This window comes from Kitasatospora sp. NPDC059646 (assembly GCF_042734615.1).
GTDB lineage: Bacteria > Actinomycetota > Actinomycetes > Streptomycetales > Streptomycetaceae > Kitasatospora.
This window is the reverse complement of the sequence record NZ_JBHWDS010000002.1, coordinates 218,357-239,226: the sequence shown is the minus strand read 5'-3', so window position 1 is coordinate 239,226 and position 20,870 is coordinate 218,357. Positions and strand designations below refer to the sequence as shown.

Genomic DNA, 20,870 nt, shown 5'->3' with positions numbered 1-20,870 from the left:
CCGCCTACGGGTGGCGGTGCTGCCAGCCGGCCCAGGCGGAGGCGACCATGTCCCGGACGCCGTACCGGGCGGTCCAGCCGAGTTCGCGCCGGATCAGCTCGGCGGAGGCCACCACCCGGGCCGGGTCGCCGGCCCGGCGGGCGGTCACCTCGGGGGCGGTGCCGAGGCCGGTGACCTCGGCGATCTCGGCGAGCATCTCGCGGACGGAGACGCCCAGCCCGGTGCCGATGTTGAGGGTCAGCCGGACCTGCTCGCCGGCCGCGGCGGCGGACAGCCGGCGGACGGCGGCGACGTGCGCGGACGCGATGTCCGAGACGTGGATGTAGTCGCGCACGCAGGTGCCGTCCGGGGTCGGGTAGTCGTCCCCGAAGATCAGCGGGGGCAGCCCGGCGGTGAGGCGCTCGAACGCCAGCGGCACCAGGTTGGCCGCGCCCGGGTCGGACAGCTCGGGGGAGGCCGCGCCCGCCACGTTGAAGTAGCGCAGCGCCACCGTGGACAGCCCGTACGCGTCCGCGCAGGCGCTCAGCAGCCACTCGCCGGCCAGCTTGGTCTCGCCGTACGGGTTCATCGGCGCGCACGGCGTGGACTCGGCGACCAGGTCGACGTCCGGCATGCCGTAGACGGCGGCGGACGAGGACAGCACCACCCGGCGCACGCCCGCGTCGACCGCGGCGGCCAGCACGATCCGCAGGCCCTCCACGTTCTCGTGGTAGTAGCGCAGCGGCTGGGCGACCGACTCGCCGACCTGCTTGCGGGCCGCCAGGTGCAGCACACCGGTGACGGCGTGCTCGGCCAGGACGCGGTCCAGCAGCGGGCGGTCCAGCGTGGAGCCCGTCACCAGGGGGACGCCGGGCGGCAGGTGGGAGGCCGAGCCGGAGCTGAGGTCGTCCAGGACGACCGCGGACTCGCCGGCCGCGACCAGCTCCCGGACCACATGGCCGCCGATGTAGCCCGCCCCGCCGGTGATCAACCAGGTCATGGCCCGATCCTAGACGGCGGCCTTCCGGGTGGTCCCTGGTGTGTCGGCGCAGGTATTCGGACATTTCGCTGAAATGCTGACAAAGTTCTGCCCTGCGACCGGAGGTGGTCCCGTGCGCCCGAAGAAGGAACAGACCCGCCCGCTTCCGGCCGGCCCACGTCCGACCGGGCCCAAGCTGTGGTCGGGGCCGGCCGCGGTGCTCGCCGCCGCGGCGCTGCTGGTCACCGGCTGCTCCGGCGCCGACAAGGGCCCCAGCTCCTCGGCGGCCCCCGCCGCCACCACCGCGCCCGCGCCGTCCACCAACAGCCAGCTGGAGCAGGAGTACCAGCAGGTGATCTCCCAGGTGCTGCCCTCGGTGGTGCAGATCACCGCGGGCGACAGCCTCGGCTCCGGGATCGTCTTCGACAACCAGGGCGACATCGTCACCAACGCGCACGTGATCGGCACCGCCCAGACCTTCACCGTGACGCTCGCCAACAGCACCAAGCCGCTGGACGCCACCCTGGTCGGCAGCTACCCGCAGTCCGACCTCGCGGTGATCAAGCTGACCAACCCGCCGGGCGGACTCAAGCCCGCCACCTTCGCGGACAGCTCCAAGGTCGCCGTCGGGCAGGTCACGCTGGCCATGGGCAGCCCGCTCGGCCTCTCCAGCAGCGTCACCGAGGGCATCGTCTCCGCGGTCGGACGGACCGTCACCGAACCGCAGAGCCCCGGCTCGCCCGGCGCCACCATCGGCAACATGGTGCAGACCTCGGCCGCGATCAACCCCGGCAACAGCGGCGGCGCCCTGGTCAACCTGTCCAGTCAGGTGATCGGGATCAACACGCTGACCGCGGTGGACCCGGAACTGGGCGGCTCGGCCGCGCCCGGCATCGGCTTCGCCATCCCCGCCGTCACCGTGAACAGCATCGCCACCCAGCTGATCAAGGACGGCAAGGTCACCAACTCCGGCCGGGCCGGGCTCGGGGTGACCGTCCGCCCGTTCTTCGACGCGAACTTCCAGCCGGCCGGGGCGGCGATCGTCTCGGTGACCAACGGCGGGCCGGCCGCCTCCGCCGGACTGCAGGCGGGCGACGTGATCACCAAGATCAACGACACCCCGATCACCTCCCCGCCCGCGCTGACCACCGCGCTCGCCTCGTTCTCCCCGGGCGACAAGGTCACCGTCGGCTACCAGCGCGAGGGCAAGAACCAGACCGCGGACGTGACGCTCGGGTCGCTGTAGCCCGACAGGCCCGGGCCCGGGGTGCCGCACCGCGCAAGGGAAGCGGCACCCCGGGCCCGTCCACGCCGGCCGTCAGACCCGGCCGGCCCGGGTGCGCCACGGGAGCTCGACCGTCACCGACGTCGGACCGGCGGCCGGGCTGTCCACCACGAACACGCCGTCCACCGACTCGGCGCGCTCGGCCAGGCCGGCCAGCCCGCCGCCCGGCCGGACCTGCGCACCGCCGCGCCCGTCGTCCTGGACCGTCAGCATCAGCCGGTCGTCCTGCCGCCAGACGTCCACCGAGGCGGTGCGGGCGCCGGAGTGCTTCGAGGCGTTGGTGAGCAGCTCGCTGACGGTGAAGTAGGCGATGCCCTCGACCGCCGAATCCGGGCGCTCCCCGCCCAGCTCGACATGGACCTTCACCCCGCCGGGCAGCGTGCAGCGCGCCGCCACCGAGGACAGCGCCGCATCGAGCCCGCGGTCCGTCAGCACCGCCGGGTGGATGCCCCGGGCCAGGTCGCGCAGCTCCTGCAGGGCGAGCTTCACCTCGCCGTGCGCGGCGTCGACCATCTTCTGCGCGGCCACCGGATCCTCCGTCAGCTTCTCCTTCGCCAGACCCAGATCCATCGCCAGCGCCACCAGCCTGGCCTGCGCGCCGTCGTGCAGATCCCGCTCGATGCGGCGCAGATCGGCCGCCGCGTGGTCGACCACCGCGCCCCGGTCGTCCTCCAGCTCGCGGACCCGCTCGGCCAGCACGCCCGGCGCCAGCAGGCCCTCCGCCAGCAGCCGGGAGACCGCCGAGATCGCCCGCATCGCCCACGGCAGCACCGGCCAGCCGACCACCAGCAGCACCAGCGTCAGCACGAAGCTGACGATGCCCCAAGGCAGCATCACCACGCAGTACAGCGCCGACCGCCAGTTCAGCCCGTCGGACAGCGCGGCGACCACCCAGCCCGCCGGACCCGGCCGGGCGGCCACCACCGGCTCGGGCTCGGCGATCCGGCTGCCCAGCGAGGCCCGCGCCCGGACCCGCCCGAGCCGGCCGAAGCCGCGGCAGCAGACCAGCCCGGCCGCCAGCAGCGGCAGGCCGACGAACGTCACCGCCAGGCCCAGGCCGGCCGTCAGCAGCGTCGACGCCACCGCGAAGCCGGCCAGGCCGATCGGGAGGTTCAGCAGCTCGTGCTGCACCCGCTGCCACAGCTGCGCCCCGTACAACGACGGGCGCTTCGCCTCGTCCTCCATGGTCGGCGCCCTCTCCTCGTGCTCGCCGCGTCCTGACGATCACAGCATCCCGGTTGCGGAGCACGCGCCGCCATGGTGCTGCACTCCGTCTTCGACCGGGGGTTATCCCCACCCCCGGCGCGGCAGCCCGGACCCGGCCGGCCGGCAAGCGAAATTCCGCGGATGTCCACCGGCCGTCTTGCAGGACGGGCAGATGGAGGAGTAGACGAGCGGTGCACATAGACTCCCGCGATAGCGATGGTTATGGACGGGCAAAGAAGAAGGGCGTAACGCATGGAGTGGCAGCCGCTCGCTGCCGACCCCGCCGCCGGCAGCGGCTACTTCGACGCCTACGCGGCGATCGGCCTGCTGGCGGTCATCGGCGTCCTCTTCGTCACGGTGGCGTTCACCGCCAACCGCCTGCTGCGGCCGGTGGTCGACACCCCGGAGAAACTGCTCGCCTACGAGTGCGGCGTCGACCCGGTCGGCGAGGGCTGGGCGCACACCCAGATCCGCTACTACGTCTACGCCTTCCTGTACGTGATCTTCGCGGTCGACGCGATCTACCTGTTCCCGTGGGCCACGGTGTTCGCCGCCGCCGGCTTCGGGGCGGCCACGCTGGTGGAGATGTTCGTCTTCATCGGCTTCCTCGCCGTCGGACTGCTCTACGCCTGGAAGAAGGGCGTTCTGGAATGGACGTGACGCACTCGCACGGGACCCCCGCCGGCGGACCGGTCCCGCTCGGCATCCCCGACCCGGCCAACCCCGGCGCCGCCGTCGAGCAGCGCCGCCTCGGCCCGCTCGCCCGGCTCGCCCCGGACCCGGTCAAGGTGGTGCTCAACTGGGGCCGCCGCTACAGCCTCTGGTGCTTCAACTTCGGTCTCGCCTGCTGCGCGATCGAGTTCATCGCCGCGTCCATGGCCAAGCACGACTTCATCCGGATGGGTGTCATTCCGTTCGCGCCCGGCCCCCGCCAGGCCGACCTGATGATCGTCTCGGGCACCGTCACCGACAAGATGGCCCCCGCCGTCAAGCGCCTGTACGAGCAGATGCCCGAACCGAAGTACGTCATCTCCTTCGGCGCCTGCGCCAACTCCGGCGGCCCCTACTGGGACTCCTACTCCGTCACCAAGGGCGTCGACCAGATCATCCCCGTCGACGTCTACGTGCCCGGCTGCCCGCCCCGGCCCGAGGCGCTGCTCCAGGGCATCCTCAAGCTCCAGGAGAAGATCGCCGCCGAGGACGTTCCGCAGCGCTACGCCGCACCCGCCGCCGCGCTGCGCCGCCCGCTGCAGCCCGCGCCCACCCAGGAGGGGGAGCGGTGACCGACACCCCGGACACCCCCGACGCCGCCCCCGCCGAGCCGACGCCCGCGGAGCGTACCGCCGCCGCGATCGGCCCGTGGGCGACCGCCGTCGACGCGTACGAACTGCTCACCGTCACCGTCCCCGCCGAGCACTGGACCGAGGCGCTCACCGCCGCCCGCGACCGCCTCGGCCTGACCTTCCTCGACTGGCTGAGCGCCGTCGACGAACTCGCCGAGGGCTTCACCGTCTGCGCCCACCTGGCCGCCGTCGGCGAGCCCGGCACCGTGCGGCGACTCCTGCTGCGCACCCGGGTGCCGCGCGACAAGGCCGCCCTGCCCACCGCGGTCGACGTCTACGCCGGTGCCGCCTGGCACGAGCGCGAGACCCGGGAGATGTTCGGCATCGACTTCGCCGGCCACCCCTACCCCGCCACCCTGCTGCTCCCCGACGGCTTCGAGGGCCACCCGCTGCGCAAGGACTTCGTGCTGGCCGCCCGCGTCGCCAAGGACTGGCCCGGCGCCAAGGAACCCGGCGAGTCCGACCACGGCGGCGGCCCCGCCCGACGCAAGATGCTGCCCGCCGGCGTCCCCGACCCGAACGAGTGGGGCCCCCTCAAGGGCACCCTCCCGCCGGTCGCCGAACGCCCCGCCAGGGCCGCCCGCGCCGGCGCCGCAGCCGGCGTCGACCGCCCGCGCCGCACCCGCAGCGTCGGCGACGGCTCCACCAGCCAGGCCGCGCCCGCCGCGGACGCCGCACCGCCGGTCCGCGCCGACCGCCCCCGCCGCACCCGCAGCGTCGGCGAGGGCTCGGTCAGCCAGGCCGCGACGCCCGAGACGCCCGCCACCCCCGAGACTCCGCGCCGCACCGCCCGGACCCAGTCCACCGACGCCCCGTGGCACGCCCCCGTCCCGGCCCACCAGGAGCCCCCGCAGCCGGAGGCCGCCCAAGCCCCGGCCACGGGGGCCGGGACCGGGAAGCCAGCCCCGGAGGCGAAGCCCGCGGAGCCGAAGACCGCACCTGCGGAGGCCGCGCCTGCGAAGCCGGAAGCGCCGGAGCCGGCGGCCGCGCAGCCCGAGGCTGCGGATGCCCAGGCTTCGTCCGCCGCGCCCGCGCCGGACGGGCCCGCACCGGCTGAGCCGGCGGAATCCGGGCCCGAGCCCGGCTCCGCGGAGCCGTCAGGGCCCGAGCCCGCGGCACCCGAGCAGTCCGAAACCGATCAGCGGCCCGAGCGGCCCGGCGATGCGCAGAACGGAGACAGCGCGTGAACCTCCTCGACACGCTGCTGCGCTGCGTGGGCACGCTGGTGGCGTTCCTGGTGCTGCCGCTGGTGGTCGGTCAGGCCGAGCACAAGGTGATGGCGCACATGCAGGGCCGGCTCGGTCCGATGTACGCGGGCGGGTTCCACGGCTGGGCGCAGCTGGTCGCCGACGGTGTGAAGTTCGCGCAGAAGGAGGACATCGTCCCGGCGGGTGCCGACCGGCGGATCTTCCGGCTGGCACCGGCGGTCGCGCTGCTGCCGTACCTGCTGGTGCTGCTGGTGATCCCGGTCGGTCCGGACGGGCTGGTCGGCCAGGCGGTGGACGCGGGCATCTTCTTCGTGCTGGCCGTGATGGGCATCGGCGTGCTGGGCTCGCTGATGGGCGGCTGGGCGTCGGCGAACAAGTTCTCGCTGCTGGGCGCGCTGCGCACGGCCGCGCAGCTGATGTCGTACGAGCTGCCGATGCTGCTGGCCGCCGCGTCGGTGGCGATGGCGGCGGGCACCGTCTCGCTGCCGGGGATCGTGGACGCCTTCCACTGGTGGTGGGTGCCGTGGCAGCTGATCGGCGCGTTCGTGTTCTTCACGGCGGGCCTGGCGGAGCTCCAGCGGCCGCCGTTCGACATGCCGGTGGCCGATTCGGAGATCATCTTCGGCGCGTACACCGAGTACACCGGCCTGCGGTTCGCGCTGTTCCTGCTCTCCGAGTACGCGGGCATCGTGGTGCTCTGCGGACTGACCACGGTGCTGTTCCTGGGCGGTTGGCACGGCCCGTTCTCCGACGGCCTGGGCTGGCTGTGGACGCTGGTGAAGACGTTCGCGCTGGCGTTCGTGGTGCTCTGGCTGCGGGTGACCTACCCGCGGCTTCGCGAGGACCAGCTGATGCGCTTCGCGTGGACGGTGCTGATCCCGTTGGCCCTGGCCCAGCTCGCCCTCACCGGCATCGTCAAGGTGGCGATCTCCTGATGAAGATTCCCGGATCCGGCCTGGCCAAGGGCCTGGCCGTGACCATGCGGACGATGACGCGGAAGACCGTCACCGCGCAGTACCCCGACGTGCAGCCCGACCTGCCGCCGCGCTCGCGCGGCGTGATCGCGCTGCTGGAGGAGAACTGCACGGTCTGCATGCTGTGCGCCCGCGAGTGCCCGGACTGGTGCATCTACATCGACTCCCACAAGGAGACGCTGCCCGCCGCCGATCCGAACGCCCGCGCCCGCACCCGCAACGTGCTGGACCGCTTCGCCATCGACTTCTCGCTCTGCATGTACTGCGGGATCTGCATCGAGGTGTGCCCGTTCGACGCGCTGTTCTGGTCGCCGGAGTTCGAGTACGCGGAGACCGACATCCGCGAGCTCACCCACGAGCGCGACCGGCTGCGCGAGTGGATGTGGACCGTCCCGCCGCCGCCCGCGCTCGACGTCGCGGCGGAGGAGCCCAAGGAGATCGCCATGGCCCGCAAGGCCGCCGACAAGCTGGCCGCCGCGGCGGCCGCTGCCGCCGCCGAGGAGGGGGAGCAGAGTTGAGCGCCCTGCTGGCCGCGGCGGGCTCGCTGGAGCCCGCCGCGCGCTCGTACCTCTCGCCGACCGGGCAGGAGATCGTCTTCCTGCTGGTCGGTGTCCTCGTGCTCGGCGCGGCCGTCGTCTCGGTGACCACCCGGCAGCTGGTGCACGCCGCGCTGTGGCTGGTGGTCGCGCTCGGCGGGCTGGCGGTCGAGTTCCTGCTGCTGACGGCGGAGTTCGTGGCCTGGGTGCAGGTGCTGGTGTACCTGGGCTCGGTGGTCGTGCTGGTGCTGTTCGGCCTGATGCTGACCCGCGCCCCGATCGGCCGTTCCCCGGACGCCGACTCCGGCAACCGTCCGGCGGCGCTCGCCGTGGGCGCGGCCTCCGCCGCGACCCTGGTGACGCTGGTGGTGGACGCGTTCCGCTCGTCCTGGATCGACCTGTCCGGCCCGGCCGGCACCACCCGGCTCACCGGCGAGTTCCTGTTCTCGCACTGGGTGCTGCCGTTCGAGGCGCTGTCGGTGCTGCTGCTGGCCGCGCTGGTCGGCGCGATCGTGCTGTCCCGCACCAAGGGCGACCGGGCGAAGCCGCGGCCCGGGAACCTGCGCACCGCCCTGACGAAGTCGAAGGAGCGCTGAGCGTGCACCTCGCCTACCCCGCCGTCCTCGCCGTGCTGCTGTTCAGCGTCGGCGTCTACGGCGTGCTCGCCCGGCGCAACGTCGTCCTGGTGCTGATGTCGGTCGAGCTGATGCTCAACGCCGTCAACCTGAACCTGGTCGCCTTCGACGTGTGGCTGCGCGACACCCTGCACGCCGGCCAGGCGCTCACCCTGTTCACCATCACCGTCGCCGCCGCCGAGATCGGCCTCGGCCTGGCCGTCGTGCTGCTGGTGTACCGCACCCGCCGCACCGCCGCCGTCGACGAGGTCACCGCGCTCGGCGACCGCCACGAGGCCGACGACCTGGCCGACGCCGCGAAGGAGCAGGCCGCCGCATGAACCTCGCGCTGCCGATCCTCGTCCCCGTCCTGCCCGCGCTCGGCGCCGCCGCCGGCCTGGCCACCGGACGCCGGTACCCCGCGCTGGCCCGCCCGCTCGCGGTGCTGCCGGTCGCCACCGCCGCCGTCCTCGCCCTGGTGACGGCCCTGCAGCTGGGCACCGGCTCCACCCTGGACGCCGCCACCCGGCTCGCCCCCACCGGCGGCCCGGAGATCTCGCTCGCCCTGCACCTGGACGGCTTCACCTCGCTGATCTCGGTGCTGGTCGGCCTGGTCGCCACCTGCGTGCAGATCTACTCCACCGCGTACCTGAAGGACGACCCGCGCTACCCGTCGTACGCGGCGCTGGTCTCGCTGTTCACCGCCGCGATGTTCCTGGTCGTCTACTCGGGCGACCTGATCGTGCTGCTGGTCGGCTGGGAGGTGATGGGCATCTGCTCGTACTTCCTGATCGGCCACCACTGGGAGACCGCGGACGCCCGGGCCGCCTCGCTGAAGGCCTTCCTGGTCACCAAGCTCGGCGACGTGCCGTTCCTGTTCGGCCTGTTCCTGCTGGGCGCCGACGCCGGGACGTTCCGGATCGGCGAGGTGCTGCGGACCGCCGCCGACGGCGGCCTGCACCACCCCACGCTGATCGCCCTGCTGCTGCTGGCCGGGGTGGCCGGCAAGAGCGCCCAGTTCCCGCTGCACACCTGGCTCCCGGACGCGATGGCCGGCCCGACGCCGGTGTCCGCGCTGATCCACGCCGCCACCATGGTCGCGGCCGGCATCTACCTGGTCGCCCGGCTGCTGCCGGTGTTCCTGCAGTCCTCCGCCGCGCTGGTGGTGCTGGCCGTGATGGCCGCGGTCACCATGGTCGGCTCGGCGCTGTGCGCGCTCGCCCAGGACGACCTGAAGCGCGTCCTCGCCTACTCGACGGTCGGCCAGCTCGGCTACATGGCCGGCGCGCTGGCCTCCGGCGACCGGCAGGCCGCGGTGTTCCACCTGGTCTCGCACGGCGCGTTCAAGGCGCTGCTGTTCCTCGGCGCCGGCGTGGTCATCCACGCCGCGCACACCAACTCGCTCCGCGCCATGGCGCGGATGGACGGCCTGCGCCACCGCATCCAGGACGCCCAGTGGACGATGGCCATCGGCCTGCTCGCGCTGGCCGGCGTGTTCCCGTTCTCCGGCTTCTTCTCCAAGGAGTCCGTGCTCACCGCCGCCGAGCACGCCGCCCACGGCGAGGCCCTCACCGGCGGCCTCGGCCCGGCCTCCGCCGTGCCGTCCGCCGTCGGCTGGACCGTTCTGGTGGCCGGCCTGCTCACCGCCCTGCTCACCGCCGCCTACGCGCTCCGGCTGTGGCTGGCGGTCTTCTACGGCCGCTCCCGCAACGGCGACGGCCTCGCCCCGCAGCCCGGCGCCCCGTACTCCCCGGAGATCGACGAGGCCGACCCGGCGCACCTCGAACCCGCCGCGATGCGCGTGACGCTGTGGGTGCTGGCGGTCCCCGCGCTGGCCTTCGGCCTCGCCGGGCTGCGCACCGACTGGCTGCCCGCGCTGCTCGACGGCGAGTCGCTGCGGGTGTCCTTCGCCACCGGCGTGCTCGGCACCGGCACCGCCGCCGCAGGCGCACTGATCGCCTGGGCCGCCTGGCGCACCGTCAACGCCCGCACCGCCGCCGGGCAGCAGCCCGCCGACCCGGCCCGCCTGCTGCTCGGCCCGCTGTACCGGCCCGCCCAGCACGGCTTCGGCGTCGACCGGCTGTACAGCGCGCTGTTCGTCCGGCCCACCGAGGCCGCCGCCCGGCTGGTCCGCTTCCTGGACCGCGCCGTGGTGGAGACCTACGTCCGCGGCGCGGGCGCCGCACCCGGCTGGCTCGGCCGCGCCGTCCGCTTCGCCCAGACCGGCAACGCCCAGGGCTACCTGAGCGCGCTGCTCGCCGGGGCCGTCCTGCTCGCCGTCCTGGTGGCGGTGGGATCGTGACCCGACCTCAGTTCTCCGTCCCGGCACGCCCTAGGAGCCACCGATGAACGCGGTCCTCATCGCCCTCCTGGCGCTGCCGCTGCTCGGCGCCGCCCTGATGCTCGCCCCGATCGGCGACCGGCAGGCGCTGCGCCTCGGCACCACCGTCACCGGCGGCACCCTGCTGCTGGCGGTGGCGCTCGCCGCCGGCTTCGACCACGGCGAGCCCGGCCGGATGCAGGCCGTCACCGACGTGTCCTGGATCCCCGCGCTGGACGTCCGCCTGCACCTCGGCGTGGACGGCATCTCGCTGCCGCTGCTGGTGCTCACCGCGCTGCTCACCTTCCTGTGCGCGGTGTACTCGGTGAAGCGGCTCCCCGAGGGGCCCGGCGGCCGCGCCTTCACCGGCCTGCTGCTCCTGCTGGAGACCGGCATGCTGGCCACCTTCGCGGTGCTCGACCTGGTGCTGTTCTTCCTGGCCTTCGAGGTCGTGCTGATCCCGATGTACTTCCTGATCTCCCGCTGGGGCAGCGGGAAGAAGGTCGCGGCCGCCAACCGGTTCATCCTGTACACCCTGCTCGGCTCCGCCGTGATGCTGCTCGGCTTCCTGCTGATCGGCGTCGAGGCCGGCACCTTCGACATGGTGAAGCTCGCCGCCGCGCACGGCGGCGGCCTCTCCCGCACCACCCAGCTGATCGCCGCGCTGGCGATCCTGGTCGGCCTCGCCGTGAAGGCCCCCGCCTGGCCGCTGCACTCCTGGCTGCCCGACGCGCACACCGCCGCCCCGACCGCCGGCTCCGTGCTGCTGGCCGGCGTCATGCTCAAGATGGGCACCTACGGCCTGGTCCGCGTCCTGCTGCCGATCGTCCCGGACGGCACCGCCACGTACGCCCCGTACCTGGGCGCGTTCGCCGCCGTCGGCATCGTCTACGGCTCGCTGGCCTGCCTCGCCCTGGCCCGGACCGGCGCCGGCGGCGACCTGAAGCGGCTGATCGCGTACTCCTCGGTCGGCCACATGGGCTTCGTGCTGCTCGGCATCGCCTCGCTCACCCCGACCGGCGTGAACGGCGCGCTGTTCGCCAACATCGCACACGGCCTGATCACGGGCCTGCTGTTCTTCGTCGTCGGCGCGATCAAGGACCGCTACGGCACCGCCGACCTGGACACCCTCGCCGGGGCCACCGGCGCCGCCCTGTACGGCCGCGCCCCGCGGATCGGCGCCCTGCTGGCGTTCGCCGCCGTCGCCAGCCTCGGACTGCCCGGCCTGGCCGGCTTCTGGGGCGAACTGCTCGCCATGTACGGCGCCTTCGACCCGGCCGCCGGACTGTCCCGGCCCGCCTTCGTCACCTACCTGGTGCTGGCCGGCCTCGGCACCCTGCTGACCGCCGCCTACCTGCTGGTCGTGGTCCGCCGGGTCTGCATGGGCGATCCGAAGCAGCCCGCCCCGGTCGCCGACCTGCCCGACCTGCGCGGCTACGAGGCCGCCAGCTGGACGCCGCTCGCCGCGCTCACCCTGGTGGCGGGCCTGTGGCCGGCGCTGCTGCTCGGCCTCTCCGACCCGGCCGTCAAGCACCTCCTCGGGAGCGGCTGATGACCACCACTCACGACCTGGGGCAGCCCGTCATGACCTCGCTCGCCGTCGCCGACCCGGGCGGCCTGATCCAGTCCGTCGACTGGGTGGCCGTCGCCCCGCCGCTGATCGCCGCGCTCGCCGCCCTCGCCGTGCTGGTCGCCGACCTGTTCCTGCCCGAGTCCCGCAAGCGCCTGCTCGGCCTGTTCAGCGCCGTCGGCCTGCTCGCCGCGCTCGCCATGCTGCTGCCCCTGGCGGGCGACACCCGCTCCACGTTCTGCTTCCGGACCGGCGGCTGCTCCTACACCGCCGACAACTTCGCGCTCGCCTTCCAGCTGCTCGCCCTCGGCGGCGCGCTGCTCACCGTGCTGCTGTCCCTGCACACCGTGGACGAGGAGAAGCTGCCCGGCGGCGAGTACTGGTTCCTGCTGCTCTCCTCGGCCTGCGGCGCCGCCCTGCTGCCCGCCGCCCGCGACCTCGCCACCCTGGTGATCGCCCTGGAGGTCGCCACCCTGCCCGCGTTCGCCCTGGTCGCGCTGCGCCGGGACGGCCGGGGCGCGGAGAGCGCGCTCAAGTTCTTCCTGTCCTCCGTCACCGCGACCGCCGTGATGCTGCTCGGCGTCGGCTTCGTCTACGCCGCCGCCGGAACGGTCCAGCTCCAGGGCATCGCCGACGGCCTCGCGCACGCCCCCGCCCAGCTGAAGCCGCTCGCCGAGGCCGGCGCGGTGCTCACCCTGGTCGGCTTCGCCTTCAAGACCGCCGCCGTCCCGTTCCACTTCTGGGTGCCCGACACCTACGTCGGCGCGCCGCTCCCGGTGGCCGGCTACCTGTCGGTGGTCGGCAAGGCGGCCGGCCTGTCCGGCCTCGCGCTGGTCACCACCGTCGCGTTCCGCCCGTACGGCCACACCTGGGGCCTGGTGCTGGCGGTGCTGGCCGCGCTGACCATGACGGTCGGCAACGCGGCGGCGCTGCGCCAGCGCGCCGACACCCCGTACGGCGCGGTGCGGCTGCTCGCCTGGTCCTCGGTCGGCCAGGCCGGCTACCTGCTGGTGCCGCTGGCCGCCGCCGGGTACGCCGGCTCCGCCGACCCGCTGGGCGCGACGGTGGCGTACGCGCTGATCTACGGCCTGGTGAACCTGGGCGCGTTCGGCGTGGTCGCGCTGGTCGGCGGTTCGGGCCGGCTGGAGGAGTTCCGCGGGCTGGCCTCGCGCAACCGCTGGGCGGCGTTCGCGCTGGCGTTCTTCCTGCTCTGCCTGGCGGGCCTGCCGCCGGGCGTGGTGGGCCTGTTCGGCAAGGTCGTGGTGTTCCGGGCGGCCGTGGACGCGGGCCTGGGCTGGCTGGCCGTGGTGATGGCGGTGAACGTGGTGGTCGCGCTCGCCTACTACCTGAAGTGGACCGCGCTGCTGTTCGCCCCGGCCGCCGACCGGGCCGCTGCGCCGCGCCGCGCCCCGGCCCCGCTGAGCGCCGCGCTGGGCCTCGCGGCGTGCGGTGCGGTGGTGCTGTCGGTGGCTCCGCAACTGGTGCTCCAGGTGGTGTCGGGCAGCCTGTTCTGACCTGTGGTCGAATGCCGGAGGGAACGATCGGGCCAGCTCGGCGCGTTGATCCCGGCAGAAGGAAGCGGCTCCACGGCTTCCCCCGGCACCACAGGAGGGCCCGCAGTGCACCGCCACCACAACGGATTGCGGACGGCCGTCCTGCTCGGCGGACTGTCCGCGCTGATCCTGGTGATCGGCAGTTTCTTCGGCCGCACCGGCCTGCTGGTGGCCCTGCTGATCGCGGTCGGCACCAACGCCTACGCGTACTGGAACAGCGACAAGCTGGCGCTGCGCGCGATGCGGGCCCGCCCGGTCAGCGAGATCGAGGCCCCGCAGCTGTACCGGATCGTCCGGGAGCTCTCCACCGCGGCCCGGCAGCCGATGCCCCGGCTGTACATCTCGCCCACCCCGGCGCCGAATGCTTTCGCCACCGGCCGCAACCCGCGCAACGCGGCGGTCTGCTGCACCGACGGCATCCTGCAGCTGCTGGACGAGCGGGAGCTGCGCGGGGTGCTCGGCCACGAGCTGAGCCACGTCTACAACCGGGACATCCTGATCTCCTCGGTGGCCGGCGCGCTGGCCTCGGTGGTGATGTTCCTGGTGAACTTCGCCTGGCTGATCCCGTTCGGCCGCTCCGAGGACGACGACGGCCCCGGCCTGTTCGGGATGCTGCTGATCATGATCCTGGGGCCGATCGCGGCGAGCCTGATCCAGCTGGCCGTCAGCCGCTCCCGCGAGTACCAGGCGGACGCCGACGGGGCCCGGATCACCGGCGACCCGCTGGCCCTGGCCAGCGCGCTGCGCAAGCTGGACGCGGGCACCCAGCGCCTCCCGCTGCCGCCCGAGCCGCAGTTGCAGACCGCCAGCCACATGATGATCGCCAACCCGTTCCGGCCCGGCGAGGTCGGCGCGAAGCTGTTCTCCACCCACCCGCCGATGCGCGAGCGGATCGACCGCCTGGAGCGGATGGCCGGCCGCTGACCCCTTCGGGCGACGGCTCGGCGAGCGTCCGCCCGGGCCCCCGGCCCCGCTGGTAGTGCTGGACGCACTGCCAGACCCGAGGCCGGAGGTGCGGTGCGGTGACGATGCTGCCGAGCGATGCCGAACTGGGGGTGACCGGCCCGCCCGCCCGCCGGCTGCCCCGCCGCCGGTTCGGCCGGGCCTCCAGGCCCCGCCGCGGCCGCGCGCTGGTGACCTGGCTGACCACCACGGACCACAAGCAGATCGGCACCCTGTACCTGGTCACCTCGTTCGGGTTCTTCCTGGTCGGCGGCGTGATGGCGCTGATCATGCGGGCCGAGCTGGCCCGGCCGGGCACCCAGCTCGTGTCGAACGAGCAGTTCAACCAGCTGTTCACCATGCACGGCACGATCATGCTGCTGATGTTCGCCACCCCGCTGTTCGCGGGCTTCGCCAACTGGTTCATGCCGCTGCAGATCGGCGCCCCCGACGTCGCCTTCCCCCGGCTCAACGCCTTCGCGTACTGGCTGTACCTGTTCGGTTCGCTGATCGCGGTCGCCGGGTTCGCCACCCCGAACGGCGCGGCGGACTTCGGCTGGTTCGCCTACGCGCCGCTGAACGACGCGGTGCACTCGCCCGGCATCGGCGCCGACCTGTGGATCATGGGCCTGGCGTTCTCCGGCTTCGGCACGATCCTCGGCTCGGTCAACTTCGTCACCACGGTGATCTGCCTGCGCGCGCCCGGTATGACGCTGTTCCGGATGCCGATCTTCGTCTGGAACGTGGTGCTGACCGCGATCCTGATCCTGATGGCCTTCCCGGTCCTGGCCGGGGCGCTGCTCTGTCTGGAGGCCGACCGCAAGTTCGGCGCGCACGTCTTCGACCCGGCCAACGGCGGGGCGCTGCTGTGGCAGCACCTGTTCTGGTTCTTCGGCCACCCGGAGGTGTACATCATCGCGCTGCCGTTCTTCGGGATCGTCACCGAGATCCTGCCGGTGTTCAGCCGCAAGCCGGTGTTCGGCTACTCCGGCCTGATCGGCGCGACCATCGCCATCGCGGGCCTGTCCATCACCGTGTGGGCGCACCACATGTTCGTCACCGGGCAGGTCCTGCTGCCGTTCTTCTCGTTCATGACGCTGCTGATCGCGGTGCCGACGGGCGTGAAGTTCTTCAACTGGGTCGGCACCATGTGGCGGGGCTCGCTGAGCTTCGAGACGCCGATGCTCTGGTCGATCGGCTTCCTGGTGACCTTCCTGTTCGGCGGCCTGACGGGGGTGCTGCTGGCCTCCCCGCCGATCGACTTCCACGTCTCCGACTCGTACTTCGTGGTCGCCCACTTCCACTACGTGGTGTTCGGCACGGTGGTGTTCGCGATGTTCGCGGGCTTCTACTTCTGGTGGCCGAAGATGACCGGCCGGATGCTGGACGAGCGGCTCGGGAAGATCCACTTCTGGACGCTGTTCGTCGGCTTCCACACCACCTTCCTGGTCCAGCACTGGCTGGGCGCCGAGGGCATGCCCCGCCGGTACGCCGACTACCTGGCCTCGGACGGGTTCACCGCGCTGAACACCGTCTCCTCGATCGGCTCGTTCCTGCTGGGCGTGTCGACGCTGCCGTTCCTCTACAACGTCTGGCGGACGGCCCGGTCCGCCCCCGGGGTGACCGTCGACGACCCGTGGGGCTACGGCCGCTCGCTGGAGTGGGCGACCTCCTGCCCGCCGCCGCGGCACAACTTCGTCACCCTGCCGCGGATCCGCTCCGAGTCCCCGGCGTTCGACCTGCACCACCCCGACGTCGCCGAGTACGACCGGCTGCAGAACAGCCCGCAGTGACCCCGCCCGCCCGACATGCGGCGTCCGTTTTGCGGTGATACGAATCGTTTCGTCCCTGTGCCGTGCGAGGTGCGGGGACGTTCCGGCTGACTGCGTGCGGGATCGGAGCGTCATGGACTACCCGTTGCTCAACATCTTCTGGACGATGCTGGAGCTGTTCCTCTGGATCCTCTGGTTCTTCCTGCTCTTCAAGATCATCACGGACATCTTCCGGAGCCACGACATGGGCGGCGGCGCCAAGGCCGGCTGGACGATCCTGGTGATCCTGCTGCCCTTCCTCGGCGTCCTGATCTACCTGATCGTCCGCGGCGGCTCCATGCACGAACGCGACCTCGAACAGGCCAAACAGGCCGACGCCGCCTTCCAGGACTACATCCGCCGCGCCGCCGGCACCGGCACCGGACCGGGCCAGGGCGGAGCCGCCCCGTCCGCCTCCGGCCACGTGGACGACCTCGCCCGGCTGGCCGAGCTCAGGAACAGCGGCGCCCTCACCGACGAGGAGTACCAGCGGGCCAAGGACAAGCTGCTCACCTGACCGGCCCCGCCCGGAAGGCCCGTCCCGGAGACGTTCCCGGGACGGGCCTTCCGGTGTCCCGGGCCTGTCACAACGCCGCTGCTCCGCCTCCCCAGCGGGGCCCCGGTGTGCAAGCCTGGAGGCATGAAGCTGGTCAACTTCCTGCTCAACGTCATCTGGCTGCTGTTCTGCGGCCTGTGGATGGCGATCGGGTACGCCGTCGCCGGGATCATCTGCTTCGTCCTGATCGTCACCATCCCGTTCGGCATCGCGTCGTTCCGGCTGGCCGGGTTCATGCTCTGGCCGTTCGGACGCACCACCGTGGTCCGGGCCGACGCCGGCGCGCCGTCCTGCGTGGGCAACGTGATCTGGCTGGTGTTCGCGGGCTGGTGGCTGGCGATCGGCCACATCGTCACCTCGATCCCGCTGTTCCTGTCGATCATCGGCATCCCGTTCGGCTGGGCGAACCTCAAGATGGTGCCGATCTCGCTCACCCCGCTCGGCCGCGACATCGTCTCCACCGACCAGGGCTTCGGCGCCTGACCGGAAAACCGGTTGGCGGCCGGGCCCGTCCGGGATACAACCGGTCCCGTCCCGGACGGCGGTGCAGACGAGGAGCGGGTGCGTGGCGGACGGCGAGATCCTGAGCGGCGGCGTCAACCGGGTGGAACGGATCGGCGACCGGGTGCTGCGGCCGACCGGGCCGTGGTCGCCGGCCGTGCACCGGCTGCTCGGGCACCTGCGGGCGAACGGGTTCACCGCCGCCCCGGCGTTCCACGGGTCGGCCGCGGACGGCCGGGAGATCCTCGACTTCCTGCCCGGCGAGGTCTCCGACTACCCGGCCACCCCCGCCGCCGCCTCCCGCACCGCCCTGCTCACCGCCGCCCGCCTCCTGCGCGCCTACCACGACGCCACCGCCGGCTTCACGGCCGACGGCTGGATGCTGCCCGCCCGTGAGCCCGCCGAGGTGATCTGCCACGGCGACTACGCCCCGCACAACTGCGTGCTGGACGGCGAACGGGTGGTCGGCGTCATCGACTTCGACACCGCCCACCCCGGCCCCCGGCTGTGGGACGTCGCGTACGCGGTCTACCGCTGGGTCCCCACCACCGAGCCCGGCAACGCCGACGGCTTCGGCACCCCCGACGAACAGGCAGCCCGCGCCCGCGAGTTCTGCGACGCCTACGGCCTCGACCGGGCCGGCCGGGCCGGGCTGGTGGACGCCCTCGAAGCCCGCCTGCACGCCCTGGTCGCCCACATGCGGGCCGAGGCCGCGGCCGGCAGCGCCGCGTTCGCCTCGCACCTGGCCGACGGCCACCACCTGATGTACCTGGCCGACGCCGCGTACGTGGTGCGCGAACGCGACCGGTTCGAGCGGGCGCTACTGGCCGGCTGACGCGCCGGCACCCTCCAGGTGCTCGCGCAGGGCCCGGAACTCGGCGGCGATCCCGTCCAGCGTGTAGTGCGCGTTCAGCCCGCTCGGGTTCGGCAGCAGCCAGACCTCGGTGTCGCCGATCGACTCCGGCTGCCGGCCGACCGCCGCCTTCGGCCGCCCGAACGCGGCCCGGTACGCGCCGATCCCGAGCACCGCCAGGGCGCGCGGGCGCAGTCGCAGCACCCGCTCCACCAGCGCCTCGCCGCCCGCCCGGTACTCCTCGGCGGACAGCTCGGCCGCCTTCGCGGTGGTCCGGCCCACCACGTTGGTGATGCCCAGCCCGAGCGCGAGCAGCTCGTCCTGCTCCGCCGGCCCCAACTGCCGCGGTGTGAAACCGGACCGGTGCAGGGCCGGCCAGAACCGATTGCCCGGCCGGGCGAAATGGTGGCCCGTGGCACCCGACCACAGGCCCGGATTGATGCCGCAGAACAGCACCCGAAGACCCGGCCCGGCCACGTCCGGAATCGTGGTGTCCTGGGCGGCGGCCAACTGCTCGGCGGTCGGGCGGGGTGGGGGAGTACGGGTCACCGGACCACTCTGCCGCACCTCGGGCGGCGACGGGCACTTGATCCGTGCATGTCCGGCAATATCCGATGGATAGCCAGTTCGATTGTTTTCCAGACCTGACGACTTCTCGGACGGAGAATGGGGAGGTGCCATACGAACTGAACGCCCTGATCGCCACCGATGAGCTGATCACCGTCGTGGCGGCCGAGCTCCCGATCGCGCGGATCGCCCGCCTGCCCCACGGGCTGGCACTCATCCCGATGACGGACGAACTCCACCAGGCGCTGCACCAGCCGTCCACCGCGCCCGACTACGACTTCAAGCGGTTCCCGTCCGGATTCGCCATGCGGATCGCCGGCTGGTCCAAGGCGGCACCGATCGCCTACGCCGAGATCGACGCCGAACACCCCACCGGCCGGCGCGCCGCCCTGTGGTACGACGGCCGCATCACCCTCGGTCCGCTCTCCCCCGCCGACGGCGCCCCGCTCGCCCGGATCCTGCACGCCCTCGGCGCCCCCGCCGCCGCGCTGGCCGAACTCGCCGAAGCCCTCGACGCCCACCGCCGCACCCCGACGGAGCCCTGACGACCCGCCGCTGACGTCCGGTCAGGAGGCGTCCGGGCGGCACCGGGAGATCAGACCGGCGAGCCCCGGGAAACCGACCGGCTCCCCGCACAACCGCTGCACGGCGGCCAGCCCCGCACTCGCCCGGCCGCCGCGCTCCACGCCCGCGCGCGAGGACGCGTAGAAGGCCCACTGGGCGACGTCCAGCGGGTCGTAGTCGGCGTGGCTGCGCGCGGTGTGCAGGGCGAACACGTAGACGTCCGCGTTGTACGACGGCTCCTCGGCGGTGCCGCCGGCGGGCGTCCAGACCCGCCCGCGCAGCCGGGAGAACTGGATCCGCGACAACTCCCGCTGGCCCCAGGCCTGCAGGTAGGCGCTGGTCTTCACCTCGATCCGGAGCCCGTCCGGCGCCAGCACGTCGAAGCTCTCCCACTCCGCGTTCCGCGTCGTCGCGCCGACCGCGCGGTGCACCAGGAACTCCGCCAGCAGCCCGCGGGTGGTGTTGGTCCGCAGGTCCGGCATCGCGTACCGCCAGAAGTCCAGCACCGAGCCGGCCTCGGCCCCCCGGAACACCTCGCTCCCGTCCAGCGGCGCCGGCACCGCCGGCCTGAGCCACCCCTCCGGCAGGACCTGACCGTATGTCATCTCCCTACCCTCCCACGGCCGGCGGGCCCGAGAACGCCGGGAGGGCGCACCGGTCGACCGGTGCGCCCTCCCGTGCCGGAGTGCCGACGTGCCGCTGCCGTCGGGTCAGCGGTAGTTGACGAACTGCAGCGCGAAGTCCAGGTCCTTGCCCTTCAGCAGGGCCTGCACCGCCTGCAGGTCGTCGCGCGACTTCGAGGTGACCCGCAGCTCGTCGCCCTGGACCTGGGCCTTGACGCCCTTGGGGCCCTCATCGCGGATGATCTTCGCGACCTTCTTGGCATCCTCGGTGGTGATGCCCTCCTTGATGTCGGCGAAGATCTTGTACTCCTTACCGGACAGGTGCGGCTCCGCCGCGTCCAGCGCCTTCAGCGACAGCCCGCGCTTCACGAACTTGGTCTGCAGCACGTCCAGGATCGCCCGGACCCGCTCCTCGCCGTTGGCCTTCATCTCGATCTTCTCGCCGGTCCGCTTGATCTCGGCGCCCACGTTCTTGAAGTCGAAGCGGGTGGCGATCTCGCGGGAGGTCTGGTTGATCGCGTTGTCGACCTCCTGCCACTCGACCTTCGAGACGATGTCGAAACTGGAGTCGGCCATGGGTGTTGGTCTCCTTGAACTACTGGCTGCACGGTCTGCGCCACCCGCCACCGGCGGGCGACGCCCCAGCCTATCCAGCCCCCCGCGCCGCCGCCCGCAACAGCCGCGCCCCCGACCTTGATCGTCACGTGACTTAAGGAGTGGCAGACCACCCCCCAACATCAGGTATCGTTTACGACGTCGAACGGGGCAGCGCCCCGCAAGACACCATCCCTGGCGGGTTGCCCGAGCGGCCAAAGGGAGCAGACTGTAAATCTGTCGCGCAAGCTACGCAGGTTCGAACCCTGCACCCGCCACTGGATAGTGAAAC

22 protein-coding genes and 1 tRNA gene are annotated in these 20,870 nt (G+C 72.8%); 18 read left to right on the top strand and 5 right to left on the bottom strand.

Annotated elements, in window-relative coordinates; genetic code table 11:
* Positions 1-4: 4 nt before the first annotated feature.
* Positions 5-979 (bottom strand): UDP-glucose 4-epimerase GalE, encoded by a 975-nt coding sequence (gene galE / locus ACFV1L_RS02450; RefSeq protein WP_380362148.1) that lies wholly within the window; start codon positions 977-979, stop codon positions 5-7.
* Positions 980-1,154: 175 nt separating this feature from the next.
* Here galE and ACFV1L_RS02445 point away from each other — a divergent pair, with 175 nt between their 5' ends.
* Entirely contained in the window at positions 1,155-2,204 is a 1,050-nt protein-coding gene (locus ACFV1L_RS02445) for a S1C family serine protease (RefSeq protein ID WP_380362192.1), read from the top strand.
* Positions 2,205-2,276: 72 nt separating this feature from the next.
* Here the strand turns inward: ACFV1L_RS02445 and ACFV1L_RS02440 are convergent, their stop codons facing one another.
* Entirely contained in the window at positions 2,277-3,428 is a 1,152-nt protein-coding gene (locus ACFV1L_RS02440; protein ID WP_380362146.1) for a sensor histidine kinase, read from the bottom strand.
* A 273-nt stretch (positions 3,429-3,701) separates the two neighbouring features.
* On the opposite strand from ACFV1L_RS02440, the gene ACFV1L_RS02435 reads away from it, so the two are divergent.
* From ACFV1L_RS02435 to ACFV1L_RS02365, 15 genes are all read left to right on the top strand, one after another.
* On the top strand, positions 3,702-4,109 hold the full coding sequence (locus ACFV1L_RS02435; RefSeq protein WP_380334388.1) for an NADH-quinone oxidoreductase subunit A: 408 nt from the start codon (positions 3,702-3,704) through the stop codon (positions 4,107-4,109).
* Positions 4,100-4,732, top strand: coding sequence for an NADH-quinone oxidoreductase subunit B (locus tag ACFV1L_RS02430; protein WP_380362145.1), 633 nt, complete (start codon positions 4,100-4,102; stop codon positions 4,730-4,732). Before ACFV1L_RS02435 ends, ACFV1L_RS02430 begins: the two co-directional genes overlap by 10 nt.
* Positions 4,729-5,979, top strand: a complete 1,251-nt coding sequence (locus ACFV1L_RS02425; RefSeq protein ID WP_380362143.1) for an NADH-quinone oxidoreductase subunit C — start codon at positions 4,729-4,731, stop codon at positions 5,977-5,979. Before ACFV1L_RS02430 ends, ACFV1L_RS02425 begins: the two co-directional genes overlap by 4 nt.
* Positions 5,976-6,935: an NADH-quinone oxidoreductase subunit NuoH gene (gene nuoH, locus ACFV1L_RS02420; RefSeq protein ID WP_380362142.1), complete on the top strand. Its 960-nt coding sequence runs from the start codon at positions 5,976-5,978 to the stop codon at positions 6,933-6,935. Before ACFV1L_RS02425 ends, nuoH begins: the two co-directional genes overlap by 4 nt.
* Positions 6,932-7,492, top strand: a complete 561-nt coding sequence (locus tag ACFV1L_RS02415) for a NuoI/complex I 23 kDa subunit family protein (RefSeq protein WP_380362190.1) — start codon at positions 6,932-6,934, stop codon at positions 7,490-7,492. The genes nuoH and ACFV1L_RS02415 overlap by 4 nt, the downstream gene beginning before the upstream one ends.
* Positions 7,489-8,106 carry an NADH-quinone oxidoreductase subunit J gene (locus ACFV1L_RS02410; RefSeq protein WP_380362140.1) on the top strand — a complete coding sequence of 206 codons (618 nt, stop codon included), beginning with the start codon at positions 7,489-7,491 and terminating at the stop codon, positions 8,104-8,106. The genes ACFV1L_RS02415 and ACFV1L_RS02410 overlap by 4 nt, the downstream gene beginning before the upstream one ends.
* A 2-nt stretch (positions 8,107-8,108) precedes the next feature.
* The gene (gene nuoK / locus ACFV1L_RS02405; RefSeq protein ID WP_380362139.1) at positions 8,109-8,465 is read left to right on the top strand and encodes an NADH-quinone oxidoreductase subunit NuoK; all 357 of its coding nucleotides are present in this window, start codon (positions 8,109-8,111) and stop codon (positions 8,463-8,465) included.
* Positions 8,462-10,426, top strand: coding sequence for an NADH-quinone oxidoreductase subunit L (locus ACFV1L_RS02400; protein ID WP_380362137.1), 1,965 nt, complete (start codon positions 8,462-8,464; stop codon positions 10,424-10,426). Before nuoK ends, ACFV1L_RS02400 begins: the two co-directional genes overlap by 4 nt.
* A 43-nt stretch (positions 10,427-10,469) precedes the next feature.
* Positions 10,470-11,996: a NuoM family protein gene (locus ACFV1L_RS02395; protein WP_380362135.1), complete on the top strand. Its 1,527-nt coding sequence runs from the start codon at positions 10,470-10,472 to the stop codon at positions 11,994-11,996.
* Between the two features lie 32 nt (positions 11,997-12,028).
* Complete coding sequence (locus ACFV1L_RS02390; protein ID WP_380362189.1) at positions 12,029-13,528, top strand: NADH-quinone oxidoreductase subunit N; 1,500 nt, start codon at positions 12,029-12,031, stop codon at positions 13,526-13,528.
* Positions 13,529-13,633: 105 nt separating this feature from the next.
* On the top strand, positions 13,634-14,491 hold the full coding sequence (gene htpX / locus ACFV1L_RS02385) for a zinc metalloprotease HtpX (protein ID WP_380362134.1): 858 nt from the start codon (positions 13,634-13,636) through the stop codon (positions 14,489-14,491).
* 104 nt (positions 14,492-14,595) lie between these two features.
* Entirely contained in the window at positions 14,596-16,302 is a 1,707-nt protein-coding gene (ctaD, locus tag ACFV1L_RS02380; RefSeq protein WP_380362188.1) for a cytochrome c oxidase subunit I, read from the top strand.
* A gap of 112 nt (positions 16,303-16,414) precedes the next feature.
* The gene (locus tag ACFV1L_RS02375; protein ID WP_380362132.1) at positions 16,415-16,837 is read left to right on the top strand and encodes an SHOCT domain-containing protein; all 423 of its coding nucleotides are present in this window, start codon (positions 16,415-16,417) and stop codon (positions 16,835-16,837) included.
* Between the two features lie 123 nt (positions 16,838-16,960).
* A complete protein-coding gene (locus tag ACFV1L_RS02370) occupies positions 16,961-17,359 on the top strand; it encodes a YccF domain-containing protein (RefSeq protein WP_380362130.1) in 399 nt (132 codons plus the stop codon).
* 82 nt (positions 17,360-17,441) lie between these two features.
* Positions 17,442-18,212: a phosphotransferase enzyme family protein gene (locus ACFV1L_RS02365; protein WP_380362128.1), complete on the top strand. Its 771-nt coding sequence runs from the start codon at positions 17,442-17,444 to the stop codon at positions 18,210-18,212.
* On the opposite strand, the gene mug is transcribed toward ACFV1L_RS02365, so the two are convergent.
* The gene (gene mug, locus ACFV1L_RS02360; RefSeq protein ID WP_380362126.1) at positions 18,198-18,779 is read right to left on the bottom strand and encodes a G/U mismatch-specific DNA glycosylase; all 582 of its coding nucleotides are present in this window, start codon (positions 18,777-18,779) and stop codon (positions 18,198-18,200) included. The genes ACFV1L_RS02365 and mug overlap by 15 nt on opposite strands.
* A gap of 125 nt (positions 18,780-18,904) precedes the next feature.
* On the opposite strand from mug, the gene ACFV1L_RS02355 reads away from it, so the two are divergent.
* A complete protein-coding gene (locus ACFV1L_RS02355; protein ID WP_380362125.1) occupies positions 18,905-19,342 on the top strand; it encodes a hypothetical protein in 438 nt (145 codons plus the stop codon).
* A 21-nt stretch (positions 19,343-19,363) separates the two neighbouring features.
* Here ACFV1L_RS02355 and ACFV1L_RS02350 read toward each other — a convergent pair whose 3' ends face one another.
* On the bottom strand, positions 19,364-19,966 hold the full coding sequence (locus ACFV1L_RS02350; protein ID WP_380362123.1) for a hypothetical protein: 603 nt from the start codon (positions 19,964-19,966) through the stop codon (positions 19,364-19,366).
* 105 nt (positions 19,967-20,071) lie between these two features.
* Positions 20,072-20,560 (bottom strand): YajQ family cyclic di-GMP-binding protein, encoded by a 489-nt coding sequence (locus ACFV1L_RS02345; RefSeq protein WP_035863595.1) that lies wholly within the window; start codon positions 20,558-20,560, stop codon positions 20,072-20,074.
* Positions 20,561-20,775: 215 nt separating this feature from the next.
* On the opposite strand from ACFV1L_RS02345, the gene ACFV1L_RS02340 reads away from it, so the two are divergent.
* A tRNA-Tyr gene (locus ACFV1L_RS02340) sits at positions 20,776-20,856 on the top strand.
* The last annotated feature ends 14 nt before the right edge of the window (positions 20,857-20,870 follow it).